10 protein-coding genes and 2 riboswitches are annotated in these 10,778 nt (G+C 64.3%); of the genes, 2 read left to right on the top strand and 8 right to left on the bottom strand.

Features of this window, described 5'->3' with window-relative positions; genetic code table 11:
• The 7 genes from B3M58_RS07345 to B3M58_RS07315 form a co-directional block, all read right to left on the bottom strand.
• The coding region (locus B3M58_RS07345) for a biotin carboxylase N-terminal domain-containing protein (protein WP_296217984.1) at nucleotides 1-1,182 on the bottom strand (1,182 nt) is incomplete at its 3' end.
• A 243-nt stretch (nucleotides 1,183-1,425) separates the two neighbouring features.
• Nucleotides 1,426-2,061, bottom strand: a complete 636-nt coding sequence (locus tag B3M58_RS07340; RefSeq protein ID WP_296217982.1) for an urea amidolyase associated protein UAAP2 — start codon at nucleotides 2,059-2,061, stop codon at nucleotides 1,426-1,428.
• A 12-nt stretch (nucleotides 2,062-2,073) separates the two neighbouring features.
• The gene (locus B3M58_RS07335; RefSeq protein WP_296217980.1) at nucleotides 2,074-2,802 is read right to left on the bottom strand and encodes an urea amidolyase associated protein UAAP1; all 729 of its coding nucleotides are present in this window, start codon (nucleotides 2,800-2,802) and stop codon (nucleotides 2,074-2,076) included.
• 10 nt (nucleotides 2,803-2,812) lie between these two features.
• Nucleotides 2,813-3,595, bottom strand: coding sequence for an ABC transporter ATP-binding protein (locus tag B3M58_RS07330; RefSeq protein WP_296217979.1), 783 nt, complete (start codon nucleotides 3,593-3,595; stop codon nucleotides 2,813-2,815).
• Nucleotides 3,592-4,407, bottom strand: coding sequence for an ABC transporter permease (locus B3M58_RS07325; RefSeq protein ID WP_296217978.1), 816 nt, complete (start codon nucleotides 4,405-4,407; stop codon nucleotides 3,592-3,594). Before B3M58_RS07325 ends, B3M58_RS07330 begins: the two co-directional genes overlap by 4 nt.
• A 99-nt stretch (nucleotides 4,408-4,506) precedes the next feature.
• Complete coding sequence (locus tag B3M58_RS07320; protein ID WP_296217977.1) at nucleotides 4,507-5,574, bottom strand: putative urea ABC transporter substrate-binding protein; 1,068 nt, start codon at nucleotides 5,572-5,574, stop codon at nucleotides 4,507-4,509.
• 66 nt (nucleotides 5,575-5,640) lie between these two features.
• Nucleotides 5,641-5,750, bottom strand: a riboswitch (guanidine-I (ykkC/yxkD leader).
• Nucleotides 5,751-5,944: 194 nt separating this feature from the next.
• Nucleotides 5,945-7,021: a putative urea ABC transporter substrate-binding protein gene (locus B3M58_RS07315; protein ID WP_296217976.1), complete on the bottom strand. Its 1,077-nt coding sequence runs from the start codon at nucleotides 7,019-7,021 to the stop codon at nucleotides 5,945-5,947.
• A 56-nt stretch (nucleotides 7,022-7,077) separates the two neighbouring features.
• Nucleotides 7,078-7,190, bottom strand: a riboswitch (guanidine-I (ykkC/yxkD leader).
• A 282-nt stretch (nucleotides 7,191-7,472) separates the two neighbouring features.
• On the opposite strand from B3M58_RS07315, the gene B3M58_RS07310 reads away from it, so the two are divergent.
• Nucleotides 7,473-7,934, top strand: a complete 462-nt coding sequence (locus tag B3M58_RS07310; protein WP_296217975.1) for a hypothetical protein — start codon at nucleotides 7,473-7,475, stop codon at nucleotides 7,932-7,934.
• Nucleotides 7,935-7,963: 29 nt separating this feature from the next.
• Here the strand turns inward: B3M58_RS07310 and B3M58_RS07305 are convergent, their stop codons facing one another.
• Nucleotides 7,964-8,884: a LysR family transcriptional regulator gene (locus B3M58_RS07305; RefSeq protein ID WP_296217974.1), complete on the bottom strand. Its 921-nt coding sequence runs from the start codon at nucleotides 8,882-8,884 to the stop codon at nucleotides 7,964-7,966.
• 96 nt (nucleotides 8,885-8,980) lie between these two features.
• On the opposite strand from B3M58_RS07305, the gene B3M58_RS07300 reads away from it, so the two are divergent.
• The gene (locus B3M58_RS07300) at nucleotides 8,981-10,768 is read left to right on the top strand and encodes an alkyl sulfatase dimerization domain-containing protein (protein ID WP_296217973.1); all 1,788 of its coding nucleotides are present in this window, start codon (nucleotides 8,981-8,983) and stop codon (nucleotides 10,766-10,768) included.
• Nucleotides 10,769-10,778 lie beyond the last annotated feature (10 nt).

Below are 10,778 nucleotides of genomic sequence, written 5' to 3'. Positions count from 1 at the left end.
GATCAGCTTGGCGATCATCGGGTCGAAGTACGGCGCAATCTCGCAGCCGGCTTCGACCCAGGTGTCGATACGCAGGTTTTTGCCATCGGCGTTGGGAAACTCGACAGCGGTGAGCAGGCCGGGGCAGGGCTGGAAGTCGCGGCCTGGGTCTTCGGCGTACAGCCGCGCCTGGATGGCGTGGCCGCTGGGGCTGAGGGTCGCCGCCAGTTGGCTGAGCGGTGGCAGGTCGCCGGCGGCCAGCTCGACCATCCAGCGTACCAGGTCCACGCCCCACACCTGTTCGGTGACGCCGTGCTCGACCTGCAAGCGGGTATTCACTTCGAGGAAGTAGAACTGCTCCGCGTCGCTGTCGTAGACAAATTCCACGGTGCCGGCGCTGCGGTAGTTGACCGCCTTGGCCAGCTGGATTGCTGCGGCGCACAGCGCATGGCTCATGCCGGCGGGCAGGTTGGGCGCCGGGGTTTCTTCCAGCACCTTCTGGTTGCGCCGCTGCACCGAGCAGTCGCGCACGCCTAGGGCCAATACCTCGCCCTGGCCATCGCCGAATACCTGCACTTCCAGATGGCGCGCGCGCTGGATGTACTTCTCGATAAATACGCCGCTGTCGCTGAAGTTGTTCTGCCCCAGGCGCTTGACCGTATCGAAGGCGTCGCTCAGCTCGGCGGCGCTATTGCACACGCGCATGCCGATGCCACCGCCGCCGGCGGTGCTCTTGAGCATCACCGGGTAACCGACCTGTTCGCCAGCGAGCAGTGCGGCGTTGAGGTTTTCCAGCAGTTCGGTGCCTTCGAGCATGGGTACGCCATGCCGTTTGGCCAGGGCGCGTGCGGTGTGCTTGAGGCCGAAGACCCGCAGTTGCTCCGGTGTCGGGCCGACAAAGGCGATGCCCGCCGCTTCGCAGGCTTCGGCAAAGGCGGCGTTCTCGGAGAGAAAGCCGTAGCCGGGGTGGATGGCCTGGGCGCCACTTTGCCTGGCGGCGTCGAGGATCTTCTCCACCACCAGGTACGTGTTGGCGGCCGGGCCATCGCCGAGGCTCAAGGCCTGGTCGGCCTGCTGGATATGCAGGCTGGCGGCATCGGCTTCGGAGTAAACCGCGACGCCTTTGACCTCAAGGGCGCGCAGGGTACGCAGGATGCGGCAAGCAATGGCGCCGCGGTTGGCGATCAGGAGTTTGTCGAACATGGAGGTCGCCCCATGCAGTGGCGGGCCGTCCCGTCTTTAGTCGTCTGCACCGCGGTCGTCCACGGCTGAAATTCTTCGTTATGCAGCCTCGTAGGATGGGTTGAGCGCAGCGATACCCATCAGGCATGCGATGGGTTACGCCTTCGGCTAACCCATCCTACGGTTGATCCTTGCGCTCCAGGCACTGCCCCGAGCGGCTTTGGCACAGCTGGTACAGCCAGCGCCGCAGCGCTTGCAGCTTTGTCAGTCCCATACCAGCACCTCGGCCGGGGTCGGGTTGTAGCCGTTGCACGGGTTGTTCAGCTGCGGGCAGTTGGAGATCAGCACGATGATGTCCATGTGCGCGACCAGCTCGACGTATTTGCCAGCGGCGGAGATGCCGTCTTCGAAGGTCAGGCCGCCTTCGGGGGTCACTGGCACGTTCATGAAGAAGTTGATGTTGGCGCCGATGTCGGCCTTGTTCAGGCGGCCGTCGTGCAGGCTGGCGCGCAGGAAGTTGTCGCGGCAGCTGTGCATGTAGCGCGTGTCGAGGGCGTATCTGACGGTGTTGCTTTCCTGGGCGCAGGCGCCGCCGAGGGTGTCGTGGCGGCCACAGGTGTCGGCGCTGATGCTCAGCAGCGGGTTGCCCAGGTTGGAATACAGCACGCTGCCGGTGGTCAGGTACACGCTGTTTTGTTTGCGCAGGGTGCGCTGCGGGTCGTAGCGCTCGCGCGGGTTGCGGGCGCTGAAGAACAGCGTGTCGACCGCCTGATTGCCTTCCAGGTCGAGCAGGCGCAGGGTCTGCCCGGCCTTCACTTCGCAGAGAAAGGGTTCGCCGGCGCCGATGGTGGCGCGGTACACGGCGGCGTCGGGGTGTTTGTCGCTGTGGGTCAGGTTCATCGGCTCGGCCCCTTAGATATACAGACGTTCGGTGTTGTGGAAGCCGCGGGCGTTTTCCGCGCGCGAAGTGCGGCAGAGCACGCTGATGCCGTCGCTTTCGACTTTGTGCCAGCTCAGCTGTATCGGCTTGGGGGCGTATTCGGGGTTGGGGTCCATCGGGTGTTGCAGGGCGGTGAGCACCACCAGGGTGTCCATCGGCGCGTACAGTTCGAGGTAGTCGCCGGCCTTGGAATTGCCCGGCTCGAAGTGGAAGCCGCCGTCGCCGTCCACCGTAACCTGGCTGAACAGGTTGAGGCACATCAACAGGTCTTGCAGGTTGAGGTTCCACTTGCCCAGTTCCACCAGCAGGTTGTCCATGCCGTTGCGAAAGAAGCCGTTGCGCAGTTGCTGGTAGCGGCCCGCGCCGTATTTTTCCTCGACCTCGGCAGCGTTGAGCACGCCGCCGAAGCTGTCATGCCAGCCGCAGGTGTCGGCGGTGATGGCAGCCAGCACGCGGCCCATGTCCGAGTACAGGCAGTGGCCGGCGCTGAGCTTGGCGGTGTGCTGGCACTTGAGGGTATCCGGCAGGTTCAGCCGCTCGCTTTTATCAACGGCGTTGAGCAGCAGCAGGCTGACGTTGGCGCCGCCTTCGCAGTCGGTGATGCGCAGCAACTGGCCGCGCTTGAGCACGAAGGAGGTATGCCCGCCGCCGGGTACGAGTTCTTCGTAGAGGCTGGGGCGCAGGGTTAACGAGGCAGTCATCTAATACTCCTTACACGGCAGGTTGCAGCGGGGCGGTGAGATGCGCCGGCAACGCCTCGACCGCGCGGCGGTCGCTGTTCAAGGGAATGTCGTAGGTAATGCGCGCACCGAAGGCATTCGGCGCGTGCGGGTCGACGCGCACCTTGTCGAACACCAGCAGGCGGGTGCCGAGGCTGAAGCCTTCACTCAAATCGTGGGTGACCATAAACACGGTCAGTTGGGTTTCGCGCCACAGCTCCAGCAGCAGGGTGTGCATGTCCTTGCGGATGCCGGGGTCGAGGGCGCCAAAGGGTTCGTCGAGCAGCAGTACGCGCGGCTGCATGATCAGCGCCTGGGCAATCGCCAGGCGTTGCTGCATGCCGCCGGAGAGCTGGCTCGGGTACTTGTCCAGGGCATGGCCGAGGCCGACCTTGGTCAGCATCTGCGCGGCTTGCTCGCGGGCGGCGCGCTTGGCCGTGCCGAACAGCCGGCCGAGCAACCGCGAGTGCGGCAGTTCCAGGCCGATGGCGACGTTGTCCAGCACCGTCAGGTGCGGGAACACCGAATAACGCTGGAACACCACGCCGCGGCTGCTATCGGGTTCGGCTGAGAGCGCTTCGCCGGCCAGCAAAATCTCGCCACGGCTGGCGCGCTCCTGGCCGAGCAACAGGCGCAGGAAGGTCGATTTGCCGCAGCCGGAGGCGCCGACCAGGGTGCAGAACTCGCCTTCGTTGATGCGCAGGTTGAGGCGCTCCAGCACCACCTGGTCGGCGTATTCCTGCCAAACGTTTTTCACCTCGATAAAGGGCTTCATGCCTTGGCCCCTTCATACCAGGGGAAGCACAGGCGAATGGTCTGGCGCAGGCCGAAGTCCATCAGCCAGGCGAGCAGGGTGATCCACACCACGTACGGCAGGATCACATCCATGGCCATGTAGCGGCGCACCAGGAAGATCCGGTAACCCAGGCCGTCGGTGGAGGCGATGGCCTCGGCGGCGATGAGGAACAGCCAGGCAGAACCGAGCATCAGGCGCAGGGAAATCAGCAGGCGCGGCAGCAGCTGCGGCAGCACCACACGCAGGATCAGGGTCCAGGTGCTGGCGCCGAGGGTCTGCGCCTTGATCAGCAACTCGCGCGGGATCTCGCGAGCACGCTGTTCGATGTCGCGGGCAATGCACGGGGTGATGCCGATGACGATCAGCATCACCTTGGATAGTTCACCGAGGCCGAAGGTGATGAACAGGATCGGCAGCACCGCCAGCGGCGGAATCATCGACAACACGGTGAGCAGCGGCGACAGCGATGCGCTGAACAGCGGGATGATCCCCGCCGCAACCCCCAGGCACAGCCCGGCGATGGCGGCGATGGCGATGCCCAGGCCTAAGCGTGACAGGCTGGCGGCGCTGTCCTGCCAGAACAGGTAATTGCCGCTGCGTTTGTCTTCGGTAAAGGCCAGCCGATCAATCGCCGCGACCATTTGGCTGGCGCTGGGCAGCAGCTTGTCGTTGGGGTTGTCCGTCAGGCGCTGCGCCGAACTGGTGAAGTAGGCGAACAGCAGCAGGGCAAAGGGCAGCAAGACCAGCATCAAGCGGCCGCTGCGATCCGGGTGTCGGTTGATCAGGCGCATAGTTATCTCGTCGTGCGTAGGGTGGATGGCGCTTTACCCATCCACCACCCCACCGAGTTCACGGTGGATGAAAAGAGCGTCATCCACCCTACGAAGCGGTTAGAGCGTGCCGTCGGCCGCCATCTGCATAAACGAAGGATCGAAGCGCAGTTTGAGGTTGCCCTGGTCGCCGGTGACCACGCCCTTGGCGAAGCTCATGCCAATGGCATCGCTGCTTTGCGCGCCTTCGCCGAGCAGGCCGTGGCTGAAGGAGAAACTCGCCACCTTGCTCATGGTCGCCGGCAGTTTCGGGCTGTTGGCGAAGGCCACGGCGTCTTTGGCGCTGTAGAACATCTTGGTTGCCGCCAACTGCGCGTCGTAGCCGGCCAGATCGGTGCCGGAAGCCTTGGCCATGTGCTCGCGGGCGGCCTTGCCGGCGGCGCTGTCGGCACTCATGGTCGCCATGATTTCGTACCAGGCGCCGGTCAACGCCTTGCCGAAGGCCGGGTTGTCTTTGAGGGTGTCGCTGTTGACCACCATCAGGTCGATGATTTCGCCGGGGATCTGGCTGGAGTCGAAGACCTTGGTCACGCCTGGCGTGGCTTGGATTTCCGCCAGCAGCGGGTTCCAAGTGGTCACGGCCTGCACGTCGTTGGTGGCGAAGGCGGCGACCAGGTCGGCATCCGAGGTGTTCACCACACTGAGGTCTTTCTCGCTCAGGCCGGCCTTTTCCAGGCCGCGGGCCAGCAGGTAATGCGACACCGACAGCTCGACCAGATTGACCGGCTGGCCCTTGAGGTCGCCGAGGGTTTTCTTCTCGCCCTTGATGACGATGCCGTCGTTGCCGTTGGAGAAGTCGCCGATGATCAGCGCGGTGGAGTCGATGCCCCCGGCGGCGGGGATGGTCAGCGCGTCCATGTTGGTCATGGTGCAGCCGTCGAACCCGCCTGCGCTGTACTGGTTGATCGACTCGACGTAGTCGTTGAGTTGCACCACATCGATGGCGATGCCGTACTTTTCCGCCCATTTGTCGACGATGCCTTCGGCGGCGCCGTATTCCCAGGGCATCCAGCCGGCGTAGATGGTCCAGCAGACGCTGAAGCTGTCTTTCTGGGCGGCGTGGCTGTTGAAGCTAATGGCGGCGGCAAGGCCGGCAGCGAGAACGGAGAACAGACAGGGCGTACGCATAAGGAACCTCCAGTTCGAGAAAGGGCGGGCAGGAGCGCGCGGCGGTATCCCCATCGCTGGGGCGCGTTCTCCCGGGCTTTTATCCCGCCGTGTAACCTCGAAGGAGGTCGCCAACTCTCGGACCAGTCACCCGTCGATTGTTCGATCGGCGGGTCGGAACCCTAGTCGGCTATTGCAAATTGTGGTGCCGCGATCCCGCCGCAGCGGGGTGTTCCTGCACGTTGATGTCATAGCGAACATCGTGCCAGGTGTGCCGGCCGCGCTAGCGCGCGGGGTTCGGCCGTAGCGCGGTCCGCCGTCGGGCAGGTGTTGCGCCGTGTTGGTGCGTTGTGTGCCTGGCGTGCCGCTTTGCGGGGCGTCTTGTCGAGCGTTATAGCTGCTGGTCGGCGGCCATCTGCATATAACGACCGTCGAAGCGCAGCATGATCTTCTGCGGGTTGCCCAGGCTGCGCTCGCCGCTGAATTCGATGCCGAGGTTGTCCAGGCCGCTGCCCGAGGTGCCGAGCAGGCCTTGGGCCGCGGCGAACTGCACGACCCGCTGCATGCGCTCGGGCATCTGGTTGGCGCGGGCGAAAGCCAGTGCATAGCGTGGCGCATAGAAGGAGCGCAGGGTGTCCAGTTGTTGGCTGAAATCTGCGGCCGTGGTGCCGGCAGCCGTGGCCATCTGCGCCCGTGCGGCGCGCCCGGCCGCGGTGGGCAGGCCCATCAGGCGCTGGGTTTCGAACCAGGCGCCGGTCAGCGCCTTGCCCAGTTCCGGGTGGGCGGCGAGGGTCTTGCTGTTGACCACGGTGAGGTCGAGGATTTCTCCGGGAATCAGGTTCGAACTGAACACCTGGCTGACCTCGGCCTGGCGCTTGATGCTGGAGAGAATCGGGTTCCAGGTGATCACCGCATCGCCCCGGCCGCTGAGAAAAGCCTCGGCGATTTTCAGGTCGGAAACATGCTCGATCTTCACGTCCTCGGGCTTGAGCAGCGCCCATTCCAGGGCGCGGCTGAGCAGGTAGTGCGACACCGAGTTCTCCACCAGCAGCACGGTTTTGCCCTTGAGGTCCTGCACGCTCTTGTTGGCGCCACGGATCAGCACGCCGTCGGCGCCATTGGAGAAATCACCGATGATCAGTGCGGTGGAGTCCACCCCGGCGGCGGCCGGGATGGTCAGCGCGTCCATGTTGGTCATGGCGCAGGCGTCGTAGTCGCCGGCGGTGTATTGCTCGATGGAGGCGACGTAATCCGGCACCTCCGTGACCTCGATGCGGATGCCGTATTTGTCCGCCCACTTGTCGACGATGCCCTCGCTGGCGGCATAGCCCCAGGGCATCCAGCCGGCGAAGATCGACCAGCACAGCTTGAAGGTTTTCACCTCGGCGCTGGCACTGAGCGGGCAGGCCAACAGCAGCGCTAGCAGGCAAACGGGGGTGAAGCGGGCAAGCAGGGTAGGCAGACGCATAAGCAACCTCGGGTCAGTGAACACAGGGGCAGGAAAAGCGGCAGCTGTGCTGCGCGTTCTCCCGGGCTTTTATCCCGCCGTGTAACCCCGTGACCTGAGGTCGCCAACTCTCGGACCAGTCACCCGTCGATTGTTCGATCGGCGGGTCGGAACCCTAGTCAGCCATTGCGATGTGCTACCACGCACCCGCCGAGGCGGGTTTTCCTGAGCGATGGCTAAGCGAATGGCATGCCAAGGCTGCGTTCTCCGCGCCTTGGCTGATCAGGCTGCCGAATAGTTCACAGCGCGGCATGCCGGTAGCGGCTGGCGTACGCTGCTTGAAATAATTTGTCATCGAATATCAGGCCAAGCTGGACCGCACTTGCGAGGGCTGGCAGTGGTCAGATTCAGTGGGAGCAATCCTGGGTGCCGACAGCGGTCGTCACCTTTCTAGCGGTCGCAGGAGGCCGCCATGTCCTACAAATCCATGCTTATCGCGTTGTTGGGTCTGTCTTTAACCGGTTGTGCGGTATACGGCGACAGCTATGACCATGACTATCGCGGTTATGACCGCCATTATTCGAGCGGTTATCACAACCATCGCCAGGTGCAGCGTTACCCGGTGTACGTAGCACCGCGCTACTACGGCTACGATGACCGCCGCCACGATCGGCACCGTTACGACGACCGCCGGCATGACCAGCGCCGTTATGCGCCGGCGCCGCCACCACGCTATTCCAACCATGACCGTCGCCCCGACCATCGCTATGACGGGCGCCGCGATCAGCGCGGTCATGACTACCGGGCCGCGCAGCCGCGGCAGGGCTGGGATGGCCGTCACTATCAGCTGCAACAGCGTTCGCCGCAGTACCGCCAGCATTCCAACGGCTTGCGCAACAGCGACAAGCACCGCTCGGAGCGGCGGCACAACTAACCCCACCGCAGATAGCGCAGCAGGCCGCCTTATGTCGGGCGGTTCTGCTGTGGGCTAACGCTGCGGTCCTCTTCCAGGATGGCCGCGCGCATGGCCAGTGCCGCCGGTGACAGGCTGTGGCCGGCGCGGCTGACCAGGCCATAGGCCGACTGCTCGCTGAGGGCGCCATGGGCCAGGGGCAACAAGGCCAGGCGGCCGTTGTGGATATCCTCGGCGAGCACATCCCAGGGCGCCATGCTCAGCACATCGCTGTTGCCCACCAGGGTTTTCAACACCATGAAATTGTCGCACTGGATGCTCAGTGGTTGCGCCCGTCCGCTCGCGGCGATCAGGCTGTGCTCCACCGCCTGCGGCAATTGCGTACCCGCTAGCGGGTAGTCGAGTACGTCGTGCAGGTGCAGGTGCGCGCGCTGCAACAGTGGATGACCGGGACGGCAGAACAGCACGCCGTTGTGCCTGTGCAAAGCTTCGATAGTGAGCAGTGGATCGTCCTTGAACTCGCGGGTGTCGGCGACGAACAGCTCGATGATGTCGTCGAGCAGGCTGGTGCGCAGCTCCAACCAGTTGGCGATGCTCAGGTTGACCCGCACCCGTGGGTAGCGTTGCGCCAGGCGCCCGAGCGCATGCGGAATCAGGCGTGCGGCGGGGTAGGGGCCGGCACCCAGGCGTAACTCGCCGGCTTCCAGGTTACCCAGTTGGCTCACCGCATTCTTCAGCGCGCGGCTGCCGGCCAGCAGGCGCTGGGCGTGCTCCAGCACCAACTGACCATGGGCGGTCAGGCTGATGCCACGGCTGTGGCGATCGAGCAGGCGGCACGCCAGGCTGGCTTCCAGGGCCTGGATGCTGCGGCTCAAGGCCGGTTGGCTGAGGTTGACCGCCTCGGCGGCGCGGGCGAAGTGGCCGTGCTCGGCCAGGGCGACGAAGTGGCGCAGTTGGCGTAGGTCGTTCATGCGTAATCCGCATTGGAATGTCGATAGATATGCATTGGAATTATGCGCAGGGCTTTGTCAGGCTGCCAGCGTCCATCCCAACAATCGAGGCCGTCCATGCGCCCCCTGTCCCATTTTCGCCGGCTGTTGCTGGTCGCGGCGCTGCCGCTTAGTGCCCTGGCCGAGTTGCCCGCCGAACGCATCGAGCCATCGATCAACGCCGAACTGGCCGCGCACACCGCGCATTTCACCCAGAAGATTTACCCGATTGCCGGCAACGTCTATTCGGCGGTCGGTTGGCAGCTCGGCAACGTGGTGATGATCGAGGCGCCGGAGGGGCTGATCATCGTCGACACTGGCGAGTCGGTCAGCGAGTCGCGCAAGATCATGGCCGAGTTCCGCACGATCACCGACAAGCCGGTCAAGGCGGTGGTCTACACCCACTTTCACCCCGACCATATCAACGGCGTGAAAGCCTTCGTCACGGAAGAGCAGGTGCGCAGCGGCGAGGTGCAGATCTACGCCCACGACACCCTGCTGGCCAATGTGGTGGCGCAGGGCGCGCTGGTCGGGCCGATCCTCTCGGTGCGCTCGGGCTACAGCTTTGGCGCTGGCCTGCCGCCCGCCGACCTGAAGGATATGAACGCCGGCATCGGCCCGCTGGCCAAGGCCGAGGCCTCGACCTTTATCGCCCCGACCGTGACCTTCAAGGACCAGCTCGACACCCGTATTGCCGGGTTGGATGTGCAGTTCCTGCATGTGCCCAGCGAAGCGCCGGACGAGATCACCGTCTACCTGCCGGCCAACCGTGTGCTGATCAGCGCCGAGGTGGAGCAGGGGCCGACCCTGCCGAATATCCACACCCTGCGCGGCACCAAGTTTCGCGATCCGGTGGTGTGGGTCGAGAGCCTGGACAAGCTGCGCGCCTACCAGGCCGAGCATATGGTGCCGCTGCATGGCCGCCCGGTCAGCGGCCAGGAGCAGGTCGAGGAAGTGCTGCGCATGACCCGTGACGGCATCGCCTATATCCACGACCAAACCGTGCGCTGGATGAACAAGGGCCTGACTCCGGACGAGTTGGTCGAGAAGGTCAAGCTGCCGCCGCACCTGGCCGGCTACACGCCTTACCTGCGCGAGTACTACGGCACGGTGAAACACAGCGTGCGGCAGATCTACAACGGCTACCTGGGCTGGTTCCAGGGCGACCCGGTGGCGCTCGACCCGCTGCCGCCGCAAGACAAGGCCGAGCGGCTGATCGCCCTGATGGGCGGGCGCGAGAAGCTGTTGCTAGCCGCCGGCGAAGCCTACCTCAAGGGCGAGCATCAATGGGCCGCGGAGCTTTCCAGCTACGCCATTCAGGTGGACAACGAGGACAAGCTGGCGCGCGAGATCAAGGCGCGCAGCTTGCGCAAACTGGGTTACGCCAGCATGAACATCAACTGGCGCAACTGGTACCTGATGAGCGCCATGGAGTTGGAAGGTAAATTTACCGGTGATGAGGTGCAGCAGATGGCCCTGAGCATGCGCAGCGCGTTTCTTTCGGCCGACATGCTGAAAACCTTCCCCGCACGGATCTTCCTGCAGAACTGGATTACCCGCATCGACCCGGACAAGGCCAATGATGTCGAGCTGACCCTGGGTTTCAGCTTCCCGGATATCGGCGAGGAATGGGCGCTGGAAGTGCGTCGCGGCGTGGTGCAATTGCACCCGGGTATTCCCGAGGGCACCACGCTCAAGCTGACTCTCGACAAGACCTATCTGGACACCGTGATGAGCGGTGAGAACGGCCTGCTCAAGGGCGCGCTGCTCGGCGATGTGCAGGTCGACGGCAACCTGCTGGAGATCAAGACCTTCCTCGGCTGCTTCGATTTCAGCGATGAACCGATTGCCCTGACGCTGCGCTGAGTGCCGACGA

It is taken from the genome of Pseudomonas sp. UBA2684 (genome assembly GCA_002354655.1).
Taxonomy (GTDB): domain Bacteria; phylum Pseudomonadota; class Gammaproteobacteria; order Pseudomonadales; family Pseudomonadaceae; genus Aquipseudomonas.
Note: the sequence above shows the minus strand (reverse complement) of the source record. Positions and strands in the feature narration are given on the sequence as shown.

Bases quoted from the DNA above. Each gene is read 5' to 3' on its own strand.
- B3M58_RS07305 (WP_296217974.1), bottom strand. From the start codon at position 8,884: ATGAACGACCTACGCCAACTGCGCCACTTCGTCGCCCTGGCCGAGCAC.
- B3M58_RS07325 (WP_296217978.1), bottom strand. From the start codon at position 4,407: ATGCGCCTGATCAACCGACACCCGGATCGCAGCGGCCGCTTGATGCTG.
- B3M58_RS07310 (WP_296217975.1), top strand. From the start codon at position 7,473: ATGTCCTACAAATCCATGCTTATCGCGTTGTTGGGTCTGTCTTTAACC.
- B3M58_RS07330 (WP_296217979.1), bottom strand. From the start codon at position 3,595: ATGAAGCCCTTTATCGAGGTGAAAAACGTTTGGCAGGAATACGCCGAC.
- B3M58_RS07320 (WP_296217977.1), bottom strand. From the start codon at position 5,574: ATGCGTACGCCCTGTCTGTTCTCCGTTCTCGCTGCCGGCCTTGCCGCC.
- B3M58_RS07335 (WP_296217980.1), bottom strand. From the start codon at position 2,802: ATGACTGCCTCGTTAACCCTGCGCCCCAGCCTCTACGAAGAACTCGTA.
- B3M58_RS07315 (WP_296217976.1), bottom strand. From the start codon at position 7,021: ATGCGTCTGCCTACCCTGCTTGCCCGCTTCACCCCCGTTTGCCTGCTA.
- B3M58_RS07300 (WP_296217973.1), top strand. From the start codon at position 8,981: ATGCGCCCCCTGTCCCATTTTCGCCGGCTGTTGCTGGTCGCGGCGCTG.
- B3M58_RS07340 (WP_296217982.1), bottom strand. From the start codon at position 2,061: ATGAACCTGACCCACAGCGACAAACACCCCGACGCCGCCGTGTACCGC.